General features: G+C 68.7%; 18 protein-coding genes. 12 read left to right on the forward strand and 6 right to left on the reverse strand.

All coding sequences use genetic code 11. The annotated features are described in order from the left end of the window. Position 1 precedes the first annotated feature (1 nt). The 5 genes from V2J18_RS05155 to V2J18_RS05175 all read right to left on the reverse strand — a co-directional run bounded on the left by V2J18_RS05155 (position 2) and on the right by V2J18_RS05175 (position 7,144). Positions 2–1,894: a hypothetical protein gene (locus V2J18_RS05155; RefSeq protein ID WP_336131240.1), complete on the reverse strand. Its 1,893-nt coding sequence runs from the start codon at positions 1,892–1,894 to the stop codon at positions 2–4. Between the two features lie 126 nt (positions 1,895–2,020). Continuing rightward, the gene (locus tag V2J18_RS05160) at positions 2,021–2,434 is read right to left on the reverse strand and encodes a pilin (RefSeq protein ID WP_336131241.1); all 414 of its coding nucleotides are present in this window, start codon (positions 2,432–2,434) and stop codon (positions 2,021–2,023) included. A gap of 371 nt (positions 2,435–2,805) precedes the next feature. Beyond that, complete coding sequence (locus V2J18_RS05165) at positions 2,806–3,237, reverse strand: pilin (RefSeq protein ID WP_064746445.1); 432 nt, start codon at positions 3,235–3,237, stop codon at positions 2,806–2,808. Between the two features lie 772 nt (positions 3,238–4,009). Next, positions 4,010–5,425 carry a sigma-54-dependent transcriptional regulator gene (locus tag V2J18_RS05170; protein ID WP_336131243.1) on the reverse strand — a complete coding sequence of 472 codons (1,416 nt, stop codon included), beginning with the start codon at positions 5,423–5,425 and terminating at the stop codon, positions 4,010–4,012. 93 nt (positions 5,426–5,518) lie between these two features. After that, positions 5,519–7,144, reverse strand: a complete 1,626-nt coding sequence (locus V2J18_RS05175) for a sensor histidine kinase (RefSeq protein ID WP_336131245.1) — start codon at positions 7,142–7,144, stop codon at positions 5,519–5,521. 219 nt (positions 7,145–7,363) lie between these two features. On the opposite strand from V2J18_RS05175, the gene sucC reads away from it, so the two are divergent. The 5 genes from sucC (at position 7,364) to V2J18_RS05200 (ending at position 11,780) form a co-directional block, all read left to right on the forward strand. Continuing rightward, positions 7,364–8,530 (forward strand): ADP-forming succinate--CoA ligase subunit beta, encoded by a 1,167-nt coding sequence (gene sucC, locus V2J18_RS05180; RefSeq protein WP_336131247.1) that lies wholly within the window; start codon positions 7,364–7,366, stop codon positions 8,528–8,530. Positions 8,531–8,542: 12 nt separating this feature from the next. After that, complete coding sequence (gene sucD / locus V2J18_RS05185) at positions 8,543–9,418, forward strand: succinate--CoA ligase subunit alpha (RefSeq protein WP_336131249.1); 876 nt, start codon at positions 8,543–8,545, stop codon at positions 9,416–9,418. Positions 9,419–9,537: 119 nt separating this feature from the next. Beyond that, positions 9,538–9,828 carry a CopG family ribbon-helix-helix protein gene (locus V2J18_RS05190; RefSeq protein WP_064746453.1) on the forward strand — a complete coding sequence of 97 codons (291 nt, stop codon included), beginning with the start codon at positions 9,538–9,540 and terminating at the stop codon, positions 9,826–9,828. Beyond that, on the forward strand, positions 9,825–10,121 hold the full coding sequence (locus V2J18_RS05195) for a type II toxin-antitoxin system RelE/ParE family toxin (protein ID WP_336131250.1): 297 nt from the start codon (positions 9,825–9,827) through the stop codon (positions 10,119–10,121). The genes V2J18_RS05190 and V2J18_RS05195 overlap by 4 nt, the downstream gene beginning before the upstream one ends. Positions 10,122–10,142: 21 nt before the next feature. Continuing rightward, positions 10,143–11,780 carry an NAD+ synthase gene (locus V2J18_RS05200; protein ID WP_336131251.1) on the forward strand — a complete coding sequence of 546 codons (1,638 nt, stop codon included), beginning with the start codon at positions 10,143–10,145 and terminating at the stop codon, positions 11,778–11,780. A gap of 244 nt (positions 11,781–12,024) precedes the next feature. Here V2J18_RS05200 and V2J18_RS05205 read toward each other — a convergent pair whose 3' ends face one another. Continuing rightward, positions 12,025–12,927, reverse strand: a complete 903-nt coding sequence (locus V2J18_RS05205; RefSeq protein WP_087960661.1) for an outer membrane protein assembly factor BamD — start codon at positions 12,925–12,927, stop codon at positions 12,025–12,027. Between the two features lie 106 nt (positions 12,928–13,033). Between V2J18_RS05205 and rluD the strand changes: the two genes are divergently transcribed. The 7 genes from rluD (at position 13,034) to clpB (ending at position 21,680) form a co-directional block, all read left to right on the forward strand. Continuing rightward, a complete protein-coding gene (gene rluD, locus V2J18_RS05210; protein WP_064746460.1) occupies positions 13,034–14,008 on the forward strand; it encodes a 23S rRNA pseudouridine(1911/1915/1917) synthase RluD in 975 nt (324 codons plus the stop codon). Continuing rightward, on the forward strand, positions 14,005–14,778 hold the full coding sequence (gene pgeF, locus V2J18_RS05215) for a peptidoglycan editing factor PgeF (protein ID WP_064746462.1): 774 nt from the start codon (positions 14,005–14,007) through the stop codon (positions 14,776–14,778). Before rluD ends, pgeF begins: the two co-directional genes overlap by 4 nt. An 8-nt stretch (positions 14,779–14,786) precedes the next feature. Further along, positions 14,787–15,602 (forward strand): PA3715 family protein, encoded by an 816-nt coding sequence (locus V2J18_RS05220; protein WP_336131252.1) that lies wholly within the window; start codon positions 14,787–14,789, stop codon positions 15,600–15,602. A 14-nt stretch (positions 15,603–15,616) separates the two neighbouring features. Continuing rightward, complete coding sequence (locus V2J18_RS05225; RefSeq protein WP_336131253.1) at positions 15,617–16,303, forward strand: DUF4166 domain-containing protein; 687 nt, start codon at positions 15,617–15,619, stop codon at positions 16,301–16,303. Positions 16,304–16,581: 278 nt separating this feature from the next. Then, complete coding sequence (locus V2J18_RS05230; RefSeq protein ID WP_261369995.1) at positions 16,582–18,177, forward strand: hypothetical protein; 1,596 nt, start codon at positions 16,582–16,584, stop codon at positions 18,175–18,177. Between the two features lie 54 nt (positions 18,178–18,231). Next, positions 18,232–18,762 carry a lactoylglutathione lyase gene (gene gloA / locus V2J18_RS05235; protein WP_064746466.1) on the forward strand — a complete coding sequence of 177 codons (531 nt, stop codon included), beginning with the start codon at positions 18,232–18,234 and terminating at the stop codon, positions 18,760–18,762. Positions 18,763–19,094: 332 nt separating this feature from the next. After that, the gene (clpB, locus tag V2J18_RS05240) at positions 19,095–21,680 is read left to right on the forward strand and encodes an ATP-dependent chaperone ClpB (RefSeq protein WP_336131254.1); all 2,586 of its coding nucleotides are present in this window, start codon (positions 19,095–19,097) and stop codon (positions 21,678–21,680) included. The last annotated feature ends 2 nt before the right edge of the window (positions 21,681–21,682 follow it).

Below are 21,682 nucleotides of genomic sequence, written 5' to 3' on the forward strand. Positions count from 1 at the left end.
GTCAAAGCTTGGCCAGCAGGGCTTGGACCTTGGCCAGTTCCGCCTGTCCCGTCTTGTCGTAGGGCTTCATGCGCTGACGTAGCGTGACCACCAGGCGTTCGGCTTCCGGCTTCATGCCGCGTCCGGCGTAGATCTGCGCCAACAGGACCCCGACCGGGAGATCGCCGCTGGCATTCCAGGCCAGCTCGGCCTGCTTCTGCGCCTCGGCGATCTTGCCGGCTTGGAGATAGGTTTCGGCGGCGAGGAAGCGGGTCAACCATTTGGCCCGGGCGCTATCCGGCTGCTTCGAGGCCCGGTCGAGCATGGACGCAATGGCGTCGGCGACATCCGAGTGGGTGACTTCGCCGCAACCCTGCTCTCGTACCACGCGCGCCAGCAATCGCAGAGCAGGAACCTCCGACGAGCTGAGGCTGGGGCGCGCATACGATACCGCGTGCTGCAGCTCCCTCTTGGTGACCGGCTTGCGGCTGATGCAGTCCAGGGTGACCCAGCTGATCCGGCCGACCGCCTGGACGCGCGGGTGCTTGCTGGCCACCAGGTCGGCGAAGGCATCGTAGGAGCCCTGCAGATTGCCCTGGCGCATCGAAATGGTGGCCCGGGTCAGTTGCGCGCGCAGCGACCCTGGATGATGCTTCAGCCCCTGCTCCAGGATCGTGTCTTCGGCCTGCCAGACATTGGCCCGGCCCAGGGTGCCCATGGCGAAGGCGGCGGCGAAGCCGCCGGCGATGAGGAAGCCCAGTTGCTTGGGGCTGAATACGTTGAGCGGCAGGTCATCCGGCAACAGCGCGGTCAAGCCGACCACGGCGAGAATCAGGCCGAAGCCAGGCAGGTAGTTGCGATGCTCGAAATACAGTTCCAGCGGCAGGATGCCGGATTCGACCGAGTGCGCAACCAGGAAGAAGAACCAGCCGGCGAAAAAGCTCGGCGCGCGCTTGCGCAATTTGATCGCCAAGGCGCTGATCAGCAGCAGCGCCAGGATCGATACGGCCGTCGTCGCCGGCGAGAAGAGGCCGGTCGAGGCGGCGAAGTCGTCGGTGTACAGGCCCATCAACGGCGTACGCGGGACCAACAGGGTGCCGACGTAATCCATCAACGCGCGCGACTGCGTCAGCAGGCGTTCGGCCAGGGTGAAGTCGCGTTCGGAATAGCTGCCGATCAGCTTGTCGGGCGCCAGGAACAGCGCGGCGAACACGGCGATGGCGGGCAGCGCCAGGAACACCCCGAAGAAGGCTTGGCGCACGCGCTTGTGTTCCGGCCGGGCGAGGAAGTAGGCCAGCTCGATCACCAGGCACAGCGCCGGAGCGACGGCAGCGTTCTCCTTGCTCATCAGGCCGGCCGCGACGAACAGCGGAAACAGCAGGAACAAGCCCGGCACTGCGAGACCGAGCCTGCCGGCGGCCAACTGGCGCCGTGCGGCCAGATAGGTCCAAAGCGAGGCCAGGACGAACAAGGTGCTCAGTTGCGCCATGCGCTGCACCGAATAGAGCACGGTGCTGGCGTTGATCGGATGCAGCAACCACAGGCCGACCACGACGCTGGCGAGCAGATCCGCGCGCGGCGCCAGCCTCGCGTCTTCGGCCAACAGGCGACGGATGACCTGCCATCCGACCAAGCCGCACAGCAGATGGACGATGAGGTTGCCGAGCTTGTAGGCGAACGTCGTATGGCCGCCGAAGTAGGCGCTCAAGACGAAGCTGCCCATCGATACCGGTCGGCCCAGCAGGCCGGATTCGTTGCCGAACACCACCGCTTGCCAGGTCGTGTCGCCGGCCAGCCAACGCTGGATCGGTTCCAGGTTGGGCTGGTCGTCGAAAATGAAGGGGCCGGACAAGCCGGCCCAATAGACGACCGCGGTGAGCACCATCGCGGCCAGCAGCACTACTCGAGCGGGCATAGTCCGTTCCGAAAAATTGAACCCCGGGCAGACTATACGGAGCGCATGCTGTTCTGCCGAGTGCCGCGCGGTCGTCGAGTGACTCCCGCCCCGTTTTTCATCCGCACTCAGGTCGGTGTTTGACTCTTAGCGGCACTCCGCGGGCACCAGCGTCAGATTGGTGCCTGCCGCCACGCTGCAGTCCCACTCCAGTCGGCCGGCCGAAGCGGTCGGACTCAGGGTGAACGTCACCGCGTTGCTGTTCTGCGGCGAGGACACGGCGGTGATCACCCCGTTGGCGCCAATAACGACGCTCGCGCAATAGCTCGACGCGATGAAGCTGTAGCCCGTGTTGGCGGCGGTGACCGCTGCGAGGCTGCCGCGGTCTTGCGCGGTCTCCGCTACCGCCAGCTTGGCGGCGGCGGCGACGTTGAGGCATTCGGAGTTCTTGGTCCGGGTGGTGTAGTCCAGATAGCCCGGCAAGGCGATGGCGATCAGGATGCCGAGGATCGCGATGACGATCATCAGTTCGATCAAAGTAAAACCCTTTTGCGGCTTCATTACGGTGTCCCCCTGGAGTTTGGCTGTGGCCCGCGTCGGCCGCGATCGGTCCGTCGGCGATCTTGCTCCGTGGTACGCGATACCATTTGGCAAGCATGCTCTGTGCCAATGCCGCGCGGCAGAAGATGTGATTGGGGGATTAAGAGTGACGAAAGTCGCTATTTTTCTCGGCGTGACTCAAGTCCGCCGATGAGCGGTACTTAGTGGTGCGTAAGCGGTTGCTGCTGGCATGAACCGATTCGCGAACGCGACTGCAGGGCGTCAGGGGGCGGGGGCGGCGGCGATCGCGATTGTCCGCGGAGTCGAGTGCGCAAAACAAAAGGCCCCGGCTTGCGCCGGGGCCTTCGTTGAAGCAGGCGGTAATCAGACGATTACGGGCGGCACTCGGCCGGGACCTGCGACATCTTGGTGCCGGCCGGAACCGAGCAGTCCCACTCGACGCGACCAGCGTCCAGAGTCGGGGCCAGGGTGAATGCCACCTGCGCACCGCCGGTGCCCGGGGTGTCGCCGTCGGTGGTCGCGGTGATCACGCCGGTGCCGTCCTCGATGATAACGCTCGTGCAGTAGCTCGAAGCGACGAAGCTGTAACCGGTGTTGGCCTGGGTGACCTGGGCCAGCGAGCCACGGTCCTGAGCGGTTTCCGACACGGCCAGCTTGGCGGCGGCGGCGACGTTCAGGCACTCGGCGTTCTTGGTGCGAACGGTGTAGTCCTGGTAGGCCGGCAGGGCGATGGCGATCAGGATGCCCAGGATCGCGATGACGATCATCAGTTCGATCAGGGTAAAGCCTTGCTGCTTCTTCATGGTGTATCCCCTAGGAGTGATTGAGTTGCTTCACGTGCCGGCAGGTCCGGTGTTCGGTCCTTCGGCAGCCGTGCGTGCCGCACGTGCACCAGGGAGTACGCATAACCCATGCCAACCGCGTGGCTGCGAAGGCCCCGGTCAGAAACTGGTAGCGAGGTCACGTATCGCTACCCGGAGCGGTCGTGCGGAGTGACGCGGAAGGTCAGTCACAAGGCCTTCACGGTGACCAAATGTGTCAGGTTAAACATTCGCCGTTAAAAAGCGTGAGCCTGATCGCGCAATGGATTCGCGCCTTGCAGGCGATCAGCTTGAGCTCGGCGCGCGATTTCGATGTTGCATTCGCGAATCGTGATTTGAATCGCATTTCACGCGCCCTGCCGGTGTCCGGAGGCGAGTGGATTTGCCGTATCCACCGGCTCGACGCTGCGCCGGAGAGCGGCGTTCGAACGCAAGCGCGGCAGCCGTCGCGACCCGGTGCGCCGCCGGTGTTGCCGAGCGTGGCCGCGAATGTACAAGTACGGTGGTGGACACGGAGCGGAGAGCGGTGTTGCTCTAGCGCGCCGGGGGCGGCGCAAGGCGTGGTGTCGGCGTCGGGTACGCCGGCGATGCTCGCAGGAGGCGGGTCGTCGCAACAGAGACGGAAGACGGCGGGCAAGGCTCCGGCGTCCTCGCCGCGAGCCCGGTTCGTAGGCGCCGGATGCCCCCGCAACGTTGCGGACGAAACGCGGCGGTCAGTATCGGGTCCGCGGCGACCGGCCACGGACCGTCGGCATCAGTCGATGCCGAGCTTCTTGAGCTTGTAGCGCAGGGCGCGGAACGTGATGCCCAGCGCCGCGGCCGTGCGGGTCTTGTTGTAGCGGTTTTCCTGCAATGCCTGCTGGATCGCCGCGCGCTCGATCTCCTCGATGTACGAGGGCAGGGCGCTGGTGGCGGTGTCGCGCGGATTGAGCGTGCGCGGATCGACGGCGGCGGCGGCCGCTGCGGTGGGCGCGGCGCTGCCGGCGTTCGCGCCGGCGTCGGCCGGGACGCCTTGGGTCGCCAGGCGCGGCAGGCGCAGGTCGCCGGCGTTGAGCACTTCGCCTTCGGCCAGGGCCAGGGCGCGTTCGAGGATGTTCTCCAGTTCGCGCACGTTGCCGGGGAAGCCGTAGGCGCGCAGCGCTTCCAGTGCGTCGTCGCCCAGGCGCGGCACCAGCCGGCCCTGATTGCCGGCCAGGCGCTGCAGGATCTTGGCGGCCAGGCCGGGCAGGTCGTCGAGGCGCTCGCGCAGCGGCGGCACGCGCAGCTCGATAACGTTGATGCGGTAGTACAAGTCCTGGCGGAAGCGGCCGTCGGCGACCAGCGCGGCGAGGTCCTTGTGGGTCGCCGACAGGATGCGCACATCGACCACCACTTCGGCCTGCGCGCCGACCGGGCGGATCGACTTTTCCTGGATCGCGCGCAGCAGCTTGACCTGCATCGGCAGCGGCAGCTCGGCAACCTCGTCGAGGAACAGGGTGCCGCCGTCCGCGGCCTGGAACAGGCCGGGCTTGTCGGCGTGGGCGCCGGTGAAGCTGCCCTTCTTGTGGCCGAAGAATTCGCTTTCCATCAGCTCGGCCGGGATCGCGCCGCAGTTGACCGGCACGAACGGGCCGTCGGCGCGGCCGCCTTCGGAATGTATGGTCCGGGCGACCAGCTCCTTGCCCACGCCGGATTCGCCGGCGATATAGACCGGCGCCTGGCTGCGCGCGACCTTGGCCAGGGTCTGGCGCAGCTTGATCATCGCCGGCGATTCGCCGTACAGGCGCGAGCCGACCGCTTCGCTGGCGCTGTGGCGGGTATCGTTGAGCTCCAGTGCGTGACGCACGAGATCGCGCAGCACGGCCAGGTCGACCGGCTTGGCGACGAAATCGAACGCGCCGGCCTTGAGCGCTTCCACCGCCGCTTCGACGTTGCCGAAGGCGGTGATCATCGCGACCGGGGTATTGGGGTATTTCTGACTGATTTCGGCGACCAGCTCCATGCCCGAGCCGTCGGGCAGGCGCATGTCGGTCAGGCACAAATCGTAACGATTGCGCAGCAGCTGACTGCGCGCCTCGCCGATGCCGGACGCGGTGTCGCAACGCAGGCCCATACGGCCCAAAGTCATGACGAGCAACTCGCGAATGTCGCGCTCGTCGTCGACTACCAATGCACTACGGGTTTCAGCCATGGGCCCTCCACCGACCACGATATCTTAACGTGGCGGTGGCGGCCAAGCATGGCGTGCTTGAATATGTCCGGAATGGGATGCGCAGCGGTACGGTCAACGCGTCGGCAAAGCGCTGGAACCGGCGAGGCGGATGCGGAAACAGCCGCCGCCGCCCGGCACCGGGACATAATCCAGCGAGGCTTGATTGGCCCGGCAAAGCTCCCGCGCGATATACAGCCCCAGGCCGGTGCCGTGGCTGGAGGTGGTGAAGAACGGCCGGAACAGGCGTTCGGCGACCGAGTCGGGAATGCCCGGGCCGCGGTCCAGCACGTCGATCGCCGGCAGGCCGACGTCGTCGAAATAGACGTTCACGGTGACGCGCGCCGGTTGCCCCGGCATGCGGCCGTAGGTCAGGGCGTTGTGCACCAGCACGGTCAGCGCCTGGTGCAACTGGCGCGGGTCGACCATGGTTTCGACGCGGTGCTCGGGTCCGGTCGCGCGCAAGGTGTCCTGTTCGATCGGGTGGCTGGCGCGGTATTCGTCGACGAACTGGCGCACGAAACCCATCAGCTCCACGTGCTCGGGCTTGGCCGGTTCGCGCCGGGCCATGCCCAGCACGTTCTCGACGATGCCGTTCATGCGCACGCCCTGCTGGCGCACGATCTCGAGCAGGCGGCGGTCGGAGACGGCGATGTCGCGGGACTCTTCCAGCAACTGCACAGCGTAGTTGATCGCCGCCAGCGGGTTGCGGATCTCGTGCGCCAGGCTCGCCGAGAAGCGGCCCAGCGCGGCCAGGGTGATCGATTCGGCGTGACGCGAGACCAGCGAGGTGTCGTCGAGGAAAATCAGGGTCTGGTCGCTGCCGGCGAGCAGGCGGGTGAAGCGCGGCACCACTTCCGGCAGGTCGGGGGCGAGCTGCATCGGGCTCTCGTCGGGCCGGCCTTCGGTGCGCCAGCGGCTCAGCCGCCGCGCCAACTCGGGCGCGGCCAGGGCCAGCACCCGATGGCCGTGGCGCGGGCCGTCGTACTCGCCGCTGTCGCCGAGCAGCAGCATCGCCGCCTCGTTGGCCAGGCGCAGCCGGCCCTCGCCGTCGACCAGCAGCACGCCGGTCCGCATGCGGCGGATGATCAGCTCGTTGACCTCGGCGTAGTTGGCCGCCTCGGCGCCGCGCCGCTCGGCCAGTTCCTGGCTCTCGCGCATCTGCCGGCCGAGCGCGCTGGTGAGCAGGGCGATCGACAGGTAGGCCAGGGCGAACATGATCGGCTCGGCGATGGTCCGGCTCAGGCTTTCGCCGCCGATCCAGTTCCAGACCCATTCGCCGATCAGCCCGGCGCAGGCCAGCACCGCGGCGCCGATGCCGTAGCGCGCCCGCAGCAGCAGGGCCGCGGCGCCGACGTTGAACATCAGCATCAGGGCGATGCCGGTGCCGGCGCCGGGCAGGGCGTGGATGGCCAGGATGCCGAAGAACAGGTCGCTGGCGATGCCGGAGAAGACCTGGGCGCGCAGCTCGCCGCGGCCGTTGAACAGGAACAGCAGGCCGGCGATGAACAGGTAGGCCAGGGCCAGCGAGCGCGCGAACAGGTCGTGGCGCGGCGTGCCGATCAGGTTCTCGACCGGGCCGAACAGGAAAAACACCAGCAGCGCGGCTTCCAGAAGCCGGTACAGGGTGAAGAAGTAGAGTTCGCGCCGGAGCGCGAGATCGGCATCGGCCGGACTGGAAGGGGCGAGACCTGACGGCAAGCGGAGTTTCCCGGCGCGGGCGGAATGCCACGCAGTATAGGGCGAGCGGCTTGGCCGGACCGGCGCCGACCCTGGCCGCTGCGGGCCCGGCCGGGCGGCCGGGCATCCCGGGGTTTTGCTCGGCCCGCCCCGATCGGCGACAATGCGGCCCCCTCGCGCGCGCTCCGGCCCCCTGGCCGGGCGTCCGCGCGGGACGTCTTTCACTCCCCTCGGTGACGCATGAATTTTCACGAATATCAGGCTAAGCAGCTGTTCGCCGACTACGGCATCGCAGTGCCGGCCGGGCGCGTAGCGCGCACTCCGGAAGAAGCGGTCGATGCTGCCAAGGCCATCGGCGGCGACTTCTGGGTCGTCAAGGCGCAGATCCACGCCGGCGGCCGCGGCAAGGCCGGCGGCGTCAAGCTGTCCAAGACCTACGACGAAGTGCGCGAGTACGCCAAGGGCATGCTCGGCACCAAGATGGCCACCTACCAGACCGCCGGCGTCGAGCTGCCGGTCGACAGCGTGTTGGTGACCCAGGCGACCGACATCGCCAAGGAACTGTACCTGTCGGTGCTGGTCGACCGCGGCACCCGTTCGATCACCTTCATCGCCTCGGCCGAAGGCGGCATGGACATCGAGCAGGTCGCGCACGAGAAGCCGGAAGCCATCAAGACCCTGAACGTGAACTACGTCCAAGGCCTGCAGCCCTACGAGTGCCGCAACCTCGGCTTCGACCTGGGCCTGAACGCCAAGCAGGTCGGCCAGCTGACCAAGATCATGCTGGGCCTGTACAAGCTGTTCAACGAGAAGGATCTGGCGCTGGTCGAGCTGAACCCGCTCGCCATCCTCACCGACGGCAACCTCGCCGTGCTCGACGGCAAGATCAATTCCGACGACAACGCGACCTTCCGTCACCCGGAACTGGCCGCGATGCGCGACATCCGCCAGGAAGACGAGACCGAGGTCAAGGCCAGCCAGCACGACCTCAACTACGTCACCATGGACGGCAACATCGGCTGCATGGTCAACGGCGCCGGCCTGGCGATGGCGACCATGGACGTGATCTCGCTCAACGGCGGCTCGCCGGCCAACTTCCTCGACGTCGGCGGCGGCGCCACCAAGGAGCGCGTGACCGAGGCGTTCAAGCTCATCCTGAGCTCGGACAAGGTCAAGGCGATCTTCGTCAACATCTTCGGCGGCATCGTCCGCTGCGACATGATCGCCGAAGGCATCATCGCTGCGGTCAAGGAAGTCGACGTCAAGGTCCCGGTGATCGTGCGCCTGGAAGGTACCAACGTCGAAGCCGGCAAGGAACTGCTGAAGAATTCGGGTCTGGCCATCACTGCGGCCGACGACATCAACGACGGCGCGAAGAAGGCGGTTGCCGCCGCCGCCGGTAAGTAAGAGGCCGATGACATGTCCGTTTTGATCAACAAGAACACCAAGGTCATCGTGCAGGGCTTCACCGGCTCGCAGGGCACCTTCCACGCCCAGCAGATGCTGGACTACGGCACCAAGGTCGTCGGCGGCGTGACCCCGGGCAAGGGCGGCACCGAGCACCTGGGCCTGCCGGTCTTCAACACCGTCGCCGACGCGGTCGCCGAGACCGCCGCCGACGCTTCGGTCATCTACGTGCCGCCGCCGTTCGCGGCCGATGCGATCCTGGAAGCCGCCGATGCCGGCATCAAGGTCATCGTGTGCATCACCGAAGGCATCCCGGTGCTGGACATGCTGCGGGTGAAGAACGTGCTCAAGGGCTTCGAGGACGTGGTCCTGGTCGGCCCGAACTGCCCCGGCGTGATCACCCCGGGCGAGTGCAAGATCGGCATCATGCCGGGCCACATCCACATGCCGGGCAAGATCGGCATCGTCTCGCGCTCGGGCACGCTGACGTACGAAGCGGTCAAGCAGACCACCGACGTGGGCCTGGGCCAGTCGACCTGCATCGGCATCGGCGGCGACCCGATCAACGGCACCAACTTCATCGACGCGCTGAAGTGGTTCCAGGACGACCCGCAGACCGAAGGCATCATCATGGTCGGCGAGATTGGCGGTTCGGCCGAGGAAGAAGCGGCCGAATTCATCGCCCAGTACGTGACCAAGCCGGTGGTCGGCTTCATCGCCGGCGCCTCGGCGCCGAAGGGCAAGCGCATGGGCCATGCCGGCGCGATCGCCTCGGGCGGTTCGGGCACGGCCGAAGGCAAGTTCGCCGCGATGGAGAAGGCCGGCGTCACCACGGTCAAGTCGCCGGGCGACCTGGGCGCGGCGATCGCTGCGCGCCTGGCCAAGTAAGACGGTTCCATCGGTCCGCTGCGGCGGGCCGGGGCCTCGGGAAAGCCGCCTTCGGGCGGCTTTTTCGTTTGTAGCACCTGTGTGCTACAGTGCGGGCAGTCCGATCCAGCGAGGGCGCCATGTCGACCACCACGATCCGTCTGTCCGACGAACTTAAGGCGCGCATCGCCCGCGCCGCCGAACACAGCGGCACCACGCCGCATGGCTTCATCCTCGGCGCGCTCGAGGAAAAGGTCGGCGAAGCCGAGCGCCGGCACGATTTCATCGACGAAGCGCAGCGCCGTTGGCAGGCGTTCGTCGCCGACGGCCAGAGCTTCGCCTGGGAAGAGATGCGCGATTACCTGTCCCAGCGCGCGCGGGGCGAAGACCCGGCGCTGCCGGCGAAGAAAACGTTCGGGCAGGGATCGTGACCCGGATCGTCCTGCCGCCCGCCGTGGCGGAGGACTTCGTCCGGATACTCGAACATCTGGACCGGCACGAGGCGACGCAGCGCGAACAACGGATCGACGGTATCGTTCGCGCCATCGACGTGTTGGCCGACAACCCCCTGATCGGGCGCGCGCTCGATGGCGACTTGCGCGAACTGATCGTCGGCCGCGACGCGCGCGGGTATGTCGCCTTGTACCGCTACCTGGCCGAATTCGACACCATTCTCATCCTCGCCGTCCGCGCCCAGCGCGAGGTCGGCTACACGCACGACTGAAGCTCTTTCGAGAATCGCCGCATGCCCAAGACCCTGCGCATCGCCCTGGCCCAGTTCGACTTCCCGGTCGGTGCGGTCGACAACAACGCGGAACGCATTGCGGCGATGATCGCCCAGGCCCGCGACGAACACGGCGCCGACGTGGTGCTGTTCCCGGAACTGGCGATCAGCGGCTACCCGCCCGAAGACCTGCTGCTGCGGCCGAGCTTCCTGGCCCAGTGCGAGGCGGCGCTGCAACGCATCGCGACGGCCGCGCGCGGCATCGTCGCGGTGGTCGGCTGGCCGCAGGCGGCCGGGGCGATCGTCTACAACGCCGCCAGCGTGCTGCGCGACGGTCGGGTCGAGGCCACCTACCGCAAGCGCGAACTGCCCAACTACGCGGTGTTCGACGAGCGCCGCTATTTCGACGTCGATCCGGACGGCGAGGCCTGCGTGTTCGAGGTCCAGGGCGTGCCGGTCGGGCTGGTGATCTGCGAGGACTTGTGGTTCGCCGAGCCGTTGGCGGCCACCGCCGCAGCCGGCGCGCGCCTGGTGCTGGTGCCGAACGCCTCGCCGTTCGAGCGCGACAAGCATGCCCAGCGCGACGCCCTGCTGGAGCAGCGCGCCCAGGAGACCGGCGTGGCGCTGGCCTATTTGAACGTGGTCGGCGGCCAGGACGCGCTGGTGTTCGACGGCGCCTCGGTGCTCGCCGACGGCGACGGCCATGTGCATCCGGCCGCGGCCGCGTTCGAGGATCACTGGCTGGTCGCCGACTACGACGACGGCGAACGACGCTTTGTGCCGGTGTCCTGGCCGGCCGAGGCCGATGAGGGCCGCGACGCGCTGGCCTGGCGCGCGGTGGTGCGCGGCACCCGCGACTACTGCCGCAAGAACGGCTTCGGCAAGGTCTGGCTGGGGCTGTCGGGCGGCATCGATTCTTCGCTGGTGATGGCGATCGCGGTCGATGCGCTGGGCGCGGAGAACGTGATCGCGGTGCGCATGCCCTCGCGCTACACCGCCGACCTGTCCAACGACCTCGCCGCCGAACAATGCGCGACCCAGGGCGTGCGCCTGCTCGCGCTGCCGATCGAAAAGCCGTTCCAGGGTTTCCTCGACACCCTGGCCGAGGCCTTCGACGGCAAGCCGGTCGACGTGACCGAGGAGAACCTGCAGTCGCGCACCCGCGGCGCGCTGATGATGGCGATGAGCAACAAGTTCGGCGGCCTGTTGCTGACCACCGGCAACAAGAGCGAGTACGCGGTCGGCTACGCCACCATCTACGGCGACATGTGCGGCGGCTATGCGCCGATCAAGGACCTGTACAAGACCGAGGTGTTCGCGCTGGCGCGCTGGCGCAACGCGATCGCCGGCGCGCCGGTGATCCCGTGGGCGGTGATCGAGCGGCCGCCCTCGGCCGAACTGCGCGAGAACCAGAAGGACCAGGATTCGCTGCCGCCCTACGACGTGCTGGACGCGATCCTGCTGCGGCATGTCGATCAGGAGCAGTCACGCGAGGAAATCGTGGCCGCCGGCTTCGATCCGGCTACGGTCGACAAGGTGCTGCGCCTGGTGCGGATCAGCGAATGGAAGCGCCACCAGGCCGCACCCGGGCCGAAGGTGTCGCGGCGTGCGTTCGGCCGCGAACGGCGCTATCCGATCACCAACGGCTACACCGGTTGAGCGGTGTCGGCCTGCCTCTGCAGGCGCGGCACGAGCCGCGACAGCCGCGGCGGTGTACGCGAGCGCCACGGCCGAAGCCCGGGCTGTCCGGGCTCGCAGTCTTGCCGCGGGCCGGCTTCGGCTGGGGCGTGGTAGCCAACCGCTTCGGTTGTCGCGGCCCGCGCCGCGCCTACAGGAAGCCGCGCCGCAACGAAAACGCCGCCCGAGGGCGGCGTTTTCGTGTCCGGCGTTGCGCGAGGGGCGCTTACTGCTTCTGGCGCTCGGCTTCCAGTTCGTCGCGGTTGTCCACCGCCGACTTCTCGCCCGCGAACGGGTTGAGCTTGCGCAGGTTGCTGGGGTAGTCCGGCCATTCGCCGTTCAGGGCGGGGTGGCTGGGGTCGTTCTGCTGCAGCACCCGACGCGCGTCCGCGGCCAGGGTCTCGTTGCCCAGGCGATTGTAGGCGGTCAACAGCACCGCCACCGCGTCGTACTGGTAGCGGCTCTGCGGGTAGGTTTCCAGCAGGTACTTGGCGCGGTCGGCGGCGGCGACATCGGCGGTGCGGCGCAGGTAGTACAGCGCGGCATCGAGTTCGTGGCGGGCGAAGGTGTCGCGCAGCACCAGCATGCGCTTGCGCGCGTCCTCGGCGTAGCGGCTGTTCGGGTAGCGCTCGACCACGATCAGGAAGTCGTTGTAGGCCTGGGTCGGGGTGGCCAGGTCGCGGCGGCTGACGTCCAGGCGCCAGACCCGCTGCAGGAACACCGTGTCGCGGCTGGAGTTGACCAGGCCGCGCAGGTAATAGAGATAGGCGATGTTGCGGTGGGTCGGATAGGTGCGGATGAAGCGGTCGATGCTGCTGATCGCGTCGTCGTGCTTGCCCGACTTGTACTGGGCGTAGGCGGTCTCGATCAGCGCCTGCTCGGTGTAAGGGCCGTACGGGTACTGGGCGACCAGGCGCTTGAAGCTGACCTCGGCCGAGGCCCAGTTGCCGTTGGTCATCGAGGTGTGGGCCTTCTGGTAGATGGCCTCGACCGGCTGCCCCTCGTCCGCGTCCTTGTCCTTCTTGAACATCTTGCCGACGCGGCTGCAGCCGGTGCCGGCGACGGCCACGACCAACAGCAGGGACAGCAGGCGAATGAAACCGCGGGACGGGGCAGAGCGTACGGTCATGGCAGGCATCGACGGGCGCCGGAGGCACGAAGAGCCGATAATAGCAGTCCGCGGGTCGAGCCCCTTAACCGAACCCGTACTCCCTTTCGCTGCACAGATCCCGACGATGACCCCGACCCGCGAGACCCTGACCGCCACCGTGCCCGACAGCGCCGCCGGGCGCCGCTTCGACGCGGTGCTGGCCGAACTGTTCCCCGACTACTCGCGCTCGCGGCTGGCGGCCTGGATCAAGTCCGGCGACGCCCGCCTGAACGGCCACGAGGCCCGGCCGCGCGACCCGGTCCAGGGCGGCGAGACGGTGGAGCTGGCGGTGGTGCTCGACACCCAGACCCACGCCGAGGCCGAGGACATCGCCCTGGACGTCCTGTACGAGGACGAGCAGGTGATCGTGATCGACAAGCCGGCCGGCTTGGTCGTGCACCCCGGCGCCGGCAACCCGGCCGGGACCCTGGTCAACGCGCTGTTGCACCGCGATCCGGGCCTGGCCGCGCTGCCGCGCGCCGGCATCGTCCATCGCCTGGACAAGGACACCTCCGGGGTCATGGTGGTGGCGCGCACGCTGCCGGCGCATACCTCGCTGGTCGAGCAGTTGTCGGCGCGCGAAGTGCACCGGCAGTACCTGGCGGTGGTGGTCGGTGCGCTGGTCTCCGGCGGGACCGCCAACGCCCCGATCGACCGCCACCCGCGCGACCGCCTGCGCATGGCGGTGCGCGAGGACGGCCGCGATGCGGTCACCCACTTCCGCCTGCGCGAGCGCTTCCGCGCCCACACCCTGCTGGAGTGCCGGCTGGAAACCGGGCGTACCCATCAGATCCGCGTGCACATGGCCCACCTCAAGCACCCGATCGTGGGCGACCCGCTGTACGGCGGCCCGCTGAAGCTGCCCAAGGGCGCCAGCGACGCCCTGGTCGAGACCCTGCGCGGCTTCAAGCGCCAGGCCCTGCATGCCGAGACCCTGGAGTTCGTCCATCCGGTCAGCGGCGAGCCGGTGCGCTGCACTGCGCCGGTGCCGGCCGACCTGCTGCACTTGATCGCCGAGCTGCGCGCCGATTCGCGCGCGGCGGCCGAGGCCGGGCGATGAGCGCAGCCGCCGGCGCGGCGCCCTGGATCGAGGCGGAGTGGCCGCTGCCGGCTTCGGTGCGCGGCTTGACCACCGTGCGCCGCGGACTCGGCGTCTCGGCCGCGCCGTTCGACGCGTTCAATCTGGGCACCCGTTACGGCGACCACCGCGACGATCCCGCCGCGGTGACCCGCAACCGCGAATTGCTGGCCGGGCGCGCCGGCCTGCCGGCCGCACCGCATTGGCTGCACCAGGTGCACGGCGCCGGCGTGCTGCGCTTCGACGGCCAGGCGCCCGGCGAGGAGCCGCAAGCCGACGCCGCGGTGACCTCGACCCCGGGCACGGTGCTGGCGATCCTCACCGCCGACTGCCTGCCGGTGCTGTTCGCGGCCGAGGACGGGCGCGAGGTCGGCGCCGCGCACGCCGGCTGGCGCGGCCTCGCCGGCGGCGTGCTGGAAGCCACGGTCGCGGCGATGCGCACAGCGCCTGCGCGCCTGCACGCTTGGCTGGGCCCGGCCGCCGGTCCGCTGCACTACGAGATCGGCGCCGAGGTCTACGACGCCTTCGTCTCCGCCGACCCGGCCGCGGCGGCGGCGTTCGTGGCGACCCGGCCCGGGCATTGGCGGGTCGACCTGTATCGGCTGGCGCGCGACCGTCTGGCGCGCGCCGGACTCAGCGCCGATCATGTCCACGGCGGCGGCCTGTGCACCATCGCCGACCGCGACCGCTTTTACTCCCACCGCCGCGACCGCATCACCGGGCGCATGGCGACCCTGATCTGGATGGAATGATGACTCCCATGGCTCCACGGACGGTCCTGTCCCTGTGCTTGTCCTTGGCCGCGCTGGCCAGCGCCGATGCCGCCGCCGCCGATTGCCAGGAACGCACGTACGATCTGCTGCGCGCCGCCTATCCCGGCGCGACCGGCGAAACCGGCGACGAGGGCGAGTTGCTGCGGACAGCCGGCGCCTCGGCCCGCTGGATCAACCTGGGCAAGGTCGTGTGCAAGGTCTGGCCGGCCTCGCCGGACAAGACCCTGCTCGCCGTGCCCCTGCAGCACGAGGCCGCCACCGGTCTGGACGTGGACACCGCCGACCTGGAAGTGCTGGTCGTCGACTCCGCCCGCCCGCGCATCCTGCAGCGTTACCGCGAAAACGAGGCCTTGACCTCCGATGCGGTGCAGATCACCGCGCTGACCCTGGACACCGCGCGTTACAAGCTCGACGAGCGCACCACCGCGTTCGGGCTGCGCATCGGCTACAGCGGTTCCTCGCGCGCCAACCCCTACAGCAGCACGGTGCTGAACCTGTACGCCGCCGACGCCGACGGCCAGTTGCGGCCGGTGCTGAGCAAGCTGGAGGTCGAGAAAGAGCGCGGCGAGTGGGACACCAACTGCGCCGGCGAATTCGAAAGCGTGCGCCGTACCGTCGCCATCGACTCCAAGCGCGACCACGGCTATGCCGGGCTGCGGGTCAACAGCGTCACCGAGCGTCGCCGCAACGTGGCCAAGGGCAAGGACTGCGCCGACGTGCCCGGCAAGACCGAGAAGCGCAGCGCGCGTCTGGCCTACGACGGCCGCCGCTACGTGGTACCGGAAGAACTGCGCGGGCTCTGATGCGGACGTCGGCAATGCAGCAGCCGCCGGCACGGGACGCGGCGCGGCTGGGCGCGCGCGAAGGTCTGTATCCGCGCGCGCTCGGCGTGCGTTTCGTATTCCTGCCGCCGACCCTGCGCCGAATCCACGGCAGCGCAGGGCGCCGCAGCTATCGCGGCGAGGCCCAGGTCGAGCGCGGCCAGGGGCTGTGCGCGCGGCTGTTCTCCCGCATCGCGCGGCTGCCCAAGGCGCACGCGGGGCCGATCGAGGTCGAGATCGACGCCCGCGCGCGCGCCGAAACCTGGACCCGGCGATTCGGCAAGTCGGCGATGCGTTCGCGCCTGATCGAGCGCGACGGCCTGGTGCTGGAGCGGCTGGGGCCGATGCGCTTCGGCTTCGCTTTGGACTTGGTCGGCGATCTGGCCGAAGCGTCGGCTTCGGGGGTGATGTCGCTGGACGGCGGCGCGCAGGTCACGGTGGTCTCGGCGGTCGCGCCGGCGCCGGTCGAACGCCTGGGCGAGGACGGGAGCGAAGAACCCGGCCTGTCCTGGCGCCTGGTGCGGGTGCGCGCGCTCGGCCTGCCGTTGCCGGCACGCTGGTTCGCCGGCGTGCGCGCGAGAGAGTTCGAGCGCGACGGCCGCTATCACTTCGACGTCGCCGCGCAGTTGCCGGCGGTCGGCCTGCTGGTGCGCTATCGCGGCTGGCTCGACGTCGGCGAGTGAAGCGCGGCCGGCGCCGGCCGCGCATCCCGACATAAGCCGATAACCCATTCGCCGGCGCGCAACCGCCCCAAGCCGGCCGAATCGCGGCACACTCGCGGCTGCGCACGGATCGCAGGCCCGCCCGGCACGGAAGCGTCCCTTTCCGCGTTACGAGTACCGTCGATGAGCTACGTTTCCGCTGGTTGGCCAGCACCGTGTTTCGAGTCCGCGCCGCAGTCGGCGTGGGCATGGCCCGCCTCGGCCGAGAGCTGTTGGGGGCGCGGACGATGAACGTCGACATGAGGCGTTCTCGTCGCTCGTGGATCGTCGCCGGCGACCTCAACGGCTTTTTCGGCCTGGTGGTCGACAACCTGTCGATCCTGGGCTTCATCGCCGCCGCACTGATCGGCATCTTCGGCTTTCCGGCCGAGGTCGTGTACACGCGCATGTTCCCCGGCACCGCGTTCGGCGTGCTGGTCGGCAATCTGATCTACACCCGCATGGCGCGGCGGCTGGCCGCGCGCAGCGGGCGCGAGGACGTCACTGCGATGCCGCTGGGCCTGGACGCGCCGACCAGCATCGGCATGGCCCTGTTGGTGCTCGGCCCGGCCTTCGTCGGCTTCAAGCAGGCCGGCATGGACGAGGCGGCGGCCGCCGACGCTACCTGGAAGCTCGGCATGGCTTCGCTGATCGTGATGGGCGCGCTGAAGTTCGTACTGTCCTTCGCCGGCGATGCGGTGACCCGGCTGATTCCGCGCGCCGGCCTGCTCGGCTCGATCGCCGGCACCGCGCTGGTGCTGATGGGCTTCCTGCCGCTGATCGAGACCCTGCGCTCGCCCTTGGTCGGCTTCATGACCCTGGGTCTGCTGTTGTACGTGCTGGTGGCGAAAGGGCGGTTGCCGATCAAGTTGCCGGGTGTGTTCGTCGCGTTCGTGTTCGGGACGGTATTGTTCTACGGCTTCGGGGCGGCTGGTTTGGGAGCGCCGGGCTTCCAGTGGCCGACGCCGCAGCCGCTGCAGCCGGTGCTGCCGCTGCCGACCCTGGGCTTCCTCGAGGGCCTGCCGTACACCGTGCCGTATCTGCCGTTGCTGCTGCCGTTCGGCCTGCTGATGGTGGTCGGCGGCATCAACGTCAGCGAAAGCGCGCGCGCCGCCGGCGACGACTACCGCACCCGCGACATCCTGCTGGCCGAAGCCTTCTCGACCCTGATCGCCGGCTGCGTCGGCGGCGTCGCCCAGACCACCCCCTACATCGGCCAGCCGGCCTACAAGCACATGGGCGCGCGCAGCGGCTACACCCTGCTGACCGGCCTGTTCGTCGGCCTCGGCGGCATGCTCGGGCTGATCTCCGGCCTGGTGCAGTGGCTGCCGCTGGCGGTGCTGGCGCCGATCATCGTCTACGTCGCGCTCGACATCACCACCCAGGCCTTCCAGGCCACCCCGGCCCGGCACGCCACCGCGATGGTGTTCGGCTTCCTGCCGCCGGTGGCCTACATGCTGTCGATCAAGACCGGCAATCCGGCCTGGATCGACCCGGCCCGGCACGCGCAACTGATCGGCGCGCTCGACGGCCACGGCCTGCCGGAACTGGCGGTGATCGTGACCCTCGGCAACGGCTTCATCATGACCTCGATGATCTGGACCTCGGCGGTCGCGGCGATGGTCGACGGCCGTCTGCGCCGCGCCGCGGCCTTCCTGCTCGGCGGTGCCGGGCTGAGCCTGTTCGGCATCATCCATTCGGTCGACGCGCGCGGCGGCGTTTACCTGCCCTGGGCCCTGGAAGGCCTGCAGCGCACCATCGCCTGGCAGTTCATCGGCGCCTATCTGGGGTTGGCCGTCTTGCTGGGTCTGCTGTCTTTGCAGCGCGATCCGGTGCCGTCCGCGCCCGCGGCTTGAGACCGGCGGCGGTTGCCCGCAGATAGCCGGTTCCCCGACGAACCGGCCAGCGCCATGTCCCTGCAGAACCAACTCGACGCCGTCCCCGGCGTGACCGCCGCGCCCGAGGCCGCGACCCGCGGCTTCGTGTTCAACCACACCATGCTGCGGGTCAAGGACCCGGCCGCCTCGCTGGACTTCTACACCCGCGTGCTCGGCTTCACCCTGGTGCGCCGGCGCGATTTCGACGAAGCCAAGTTCAGCCTGTACTTCCTGGTTCTGGTGGCCGACAAGAGCGCGATCCCGGCCGAGGAGCCGGCGCGCGGCGAATGGCTGCTGAGCCAGCCGGGCGTGCTCGAGCTGACCCACAACCACGGCACCGAAACCGATGCCGGGTTCGCCTATCACCACGGCAACAGCGAGCCGCGCGGCTTCGGCCACATCTGCGTCTCGGTGCCCGACGTGGAGGCCGCCTGCGCCCGTTTCGAGCGGCTGGGCGTACCGTTCCAGAAGCGCCTGACCGACGGCCGGATGAAGGACATCGCCTTCATCAAGGACCCGGACGGCTACTGGGTCGAGATCCTGCAGCCGACCTCACGGATCTGACGAGCTCGCGGATTTGAGCGCCGCAACCGCACAGCGGTCGCGCGGCCGTCTCAGCCGCCGCACTGCGGTCGCCCCTCGGAAAAACCGGGCCGAGAAGGGCGCTATCGCTCGCCGCTGCGAAGCCTGTCCGCCGGCCGCGCCCGCACGATCGATCTTTTCGCGGGTCGGGCACCCGGCGCTGCGCGTTGCGCCCTGATTCGAAGAGGCCCGGTCGAACGGGGTCGGGCCGCGGATACCTTGAAAGGCGTGGCGGCGGCCGCATTAACAGGTCATTCGCGGCCCCGGCGCGATACTCGCGCCGCAGCCGCCACCTACCTTTCGGAGAACCCTCCATGCGGATGGACAAGCTGACCTCGCGCTTCCAGCAGGCCCTGTCGGATGCGCAGTCGCTGGCGGTCGGGCGCGACCACAGCGTGATCGAACCGGCGCATCTGCTGACCGCCCTGCTCGAGCAGAGCGGCGGCAGCACCCGGCCCCTGCTGGCCCAGGCCGGCGTCAACGTGCCGCTGCTGCGCGAGCGCCTCGGCGAAGCGCTGGAGAAACTGCCCAAGGTGTCGGGCCAGGCCGGGCAAGTGTCGGTCGGCAACGACTTGGCGCGCCTGCTCAACGTCACCGACAAGCTGGCCCAGCAGCGCGGCGACGCTTTCATCGCCAGCGAACTGTTCCTGCTCGCCGCGCTCGACGACGGCGGCGATGCCGGCCGCGCGTTGAAGGCGGCCGGCGCGAGCAAGTCCAAGCTGGAGCCGGCCATCGACAAGCTGCGCGGAGGCGAAAGCGTGCAATCGGAAAACGCCGAGGAACAGCGTCAGGCGCTGGAGAAGTACTGCATCGACCTGACCGCGCGCGCCGAATCCGGCAAGCTCGATCCGGTGGTCGGCCGCGACGAAGAGATCCGCCGCACCGTGCAGGTGCTGCAGCGCCGAACCAAGAACAACCCGGTGCTGATCGGCGAGCCCGGCGTCGGCAAGACCGCGATCGTCGAAGGTCTGGCCCAGCGCATCGTCAACAACGAAGTCCCCGAAGGGCTGCGCGGCAAGCGCGTGCTCTCGCTCGACATGGGCGCGCTGATCGCCGGGGCCAAGTTCCGCGGCGAATTCGAGGAGCGGCTGAAGGCGGTGCTCAACGACCTGGCCAAGAACGAAGGCCAGGTGATCTTGTTCATCGACGAGCTGCACACCATGGTCGGCGCCGGCAAGGCCGAAGGCGCGATGGACGCCGGCAACATGCTCAAGCCGGCGCTGGCGCGCGGCGAGCTGCACTGCATCGGCGCGACCACGCTCGACGAGTACCGCAAGTACGTCGAGAAGGACGCCGCGCTGGAGCGCCGCTTCCAGAAGGTGTTCGTCGGCGAGCCGACGGTGGAGGACACCATCGCGATCCTGCGCGGGCTCAAGGAGCGCTACGCGGTGCACCACGGCGTGGAGATCACCGACCCGGCGATCGTCGCCGCGGCGACGCTGTCGCACCGCTACATCGCCGACCGCCAGCTGCCCGACAAGGCCATCGACCTGATGGACGAAGCCGCTTCGCGCATCCGCATGGAGATCGACTCCAAGCCCGAAGAGCTCGACCGCAAGGAACGCCGGCTGATCCAGCTCAAGATCCAGCGCGAGGCGCTGAAGAAGGAAAAGGACGCCGAGTCCAAGCAGCGCCTGGCCGACCTGGAGGCCGAGATCGGCGTGCTCGAGCGCGAGTTCAACGATCTGGAAGAAGTGTGGAAGGCCGAGAAGGCGACCCTGCAGGGCGCGACCAAAATCAAGGAGCAGATCGAGCAGGCCAAGCTCGACCTGGAGGCCGCGCAGCGCATCCAGGACTTCGGCCGCATGAGCGAAATCCAGTACGGCAAGCTGCCGGAGCTGGAGAAGCAGCTCAAGGCCGCGCAGGAGGCCGAAACCCAGGGCTTCAAGCTGCTGCAGGACAAGGTGACCGCCGAGGAGATCGCCGAAGTGGTCGCGCGCTGGACCGGCATCCCGGTGTCGAAGATGCTGGAAGGCGAGCGCGAGAAGCTGCTCAAGATGGAGCAGGCCCTGCACGCGCGCGTGGTCGGCCAGGACGAGGCGGTGCGGGTGGTGTCCGACGCGGTGCGGCGTTCGCGCGCCGGCCTGTCCGATCCCAATCGTCCCAGCGGCTCGTTCCTGTTCCTGGGCCCGACCGGCGTCGGCAAGACCGAGCTGTGCAAGGCCCTGGCCGAGTTCCTGTTCGACTCGTCCGATGCGATGGTGCGCATCGACATGAGCGAGTTCATGGAGAAGCACGCGGTCAGCCGCCTGGTCGGCGCGCCTCCGGGCTATGTCGGCTACGAAGAGGGCGGCTATCTCACCGAGGCGGTGCGTCGCCGTCCCTACAGCGTGATCCTGCTCGACGAGGTCGAGAAGGCGCACCCGGACGTGTTCAACATCCTGCTGCAGGTGCTCGACGACGGCCGCCTGACCGACGGCCAGGGCCGCACCGTGGACTTCCGCAACACGGTGATCGTGATGACCTCCAACCTGGGCTCGCAGATGATCCAGGAGTTGAGCAACGACACCTCGGCGGAGGCCTATACGCAGATGAAGGCGGCGGTGATGGGGGTGGTGCAGAGCCATTTCCGGCCGGAGTTCATCAACCGTCTGGACGACATCGTCGTGTTCCACCCGCTGGAGAAGGGGCAGATCCGCGAGATCGCCAAGATCCAGCTGCACGGCCTGGAAAAGCGCCTGGGCGAGCGCGGCCTGAAGCTGGCGCTGAGCGAGGCGGCGCTGAACCTGATCGGCAACGTCGGTTTCGACCCGGTGTACGGCGCGCGGCCGCTCAAGCGCGCGATCCAGCAACAGATCGAGAACCCGTTGGCGCAGCGCATCCTCGGCGGCGAGTTCGTCAACGGCGACACGATCCAGGTCGAGGCCGAAGGCGGGCACCTGGTGTTCCGCAAGGGCTGAGC

This window comes from Lysobacter firmicutimachus, assembly GCF_037027445.1.
In the GTDB taxonomy this organism is placed as follows: domain Bacteria; phylum Pseudomonadota; class Gammaproteobacteria; order Xanthomonadales; family Xanthomonadaceae; genus Lysobacter; species Lysobacter firmicutimachus.

Bases quoted from the DNA above. Each gene is read 5' to 3' on its own strand.
- V2J18_RS05155 (WP_336131240.1), bottom strand. From the start codon at position 1,894: ATGCCCGCTCGAGTAGTGCTGCTGGCCGCGATGGTGCTCACCGCGGTC.
- V2J18_RS05160 (WP_336131241.1), bottom strand. From the start codon at position 2,434: ATGAAGCCGCAAAAGGGTTTTACTTTGATCGAACTGATGATCGTCATC.
- V2J18_RS05165 (WP_064746445.1), bottom strand. From the start codon at position 3,237: ATGAAGAAGCAGCAAGGCTTTACCCTGATCGAACTGATGATCGTCATC.
- V2J18_RS05170 (WP_336131243.1), bottom strand. From the start codon at position 5,425: ATGGCTGAAACCCGTAGTGCATTGGTAGTCGACGACGAGCGCGACATT.
- sucC (WP_336131247.1), top strand. From the start codon at position 7,364: ATGAATTTTCACGAATATCAGGCTAAGCAGCTGTTCGCCGACTACGGC.
- sucD (WP_336131249.1), top strand. From the start codon at position 8,543: ATGTCCGTTTTGATCAACAAGAACACCAAGGTCATCGTGCAGGGCTTC.
- V2J18_RS05190 (WP_064746453.1), top strand. From the start codon at position 9,538: ATGTCGACCACCACGATCCGTCTGTCCGACGAACTTAAGGCGCGCATC.
- V2J18_RS05200 (WP_336131251.1), top strand. From the start codon at position 10,143: ATGCCCAAGACCCTGCGCATCGCCCTGGCCCAGTTCGACTTCCCGGTC.
- V2J18_RS05205 (WP_087960661.1), bottom strand. From the start codon at position 12,927: ATGACCGTACGCTCTGCCCCGTCCCGCGGTTTCATTCGCCTGCTGTCC.
- rluD (WP_064746460.1), top strand. From the start codon at position 13,034: ATGACCCCGACCCGCGAGACCCTGACCGCCACCGTGCCCGACAGCGCC.
- pgeF (WP_064746462.1), top strand. From the start codon at position 14,005: ATGAGCGCAGCCGCCGGCGCGGCGCCCTGGATCGAGGCGGAGTGGCCG.
- V2J18_RS05220 (WP_336131252.1), top strand. From the start codon at position 14,787: ATGGCTCCACGGACGGTCCTGTCCCTGTGCTTGTCCTTGGCCGCGCTG.
- V2J18_RS05225 (WP_336131253.1), top strand. From the start codon at position 15,617: ATGCAGCAGCCGCCGGCACGGGACGCGGCGCGGCTGGGCGCGCGCGAA.
- V2J18_RS05230 (WP_261369995.1), top strand. From the start codon at position 16,582: ATGAGGCGTTCTCGTCGCTCGTGGATCGTCGCCGGCGACCTCAACGGC.
- gloA (WP_064746466.1), top strand. From the start codon at position 18,232: ATGTCCCTGCAGAACCAACTCGACGCCGTCCCCGGCGTGACCGCCGCG.
- clpB (WP_336131254.1), top strand. From the start codon at position 19,095: ATGCGGATGGACAAGCTGACCTCGCGCTTCCAGCAGGCCCTGTCGGAT.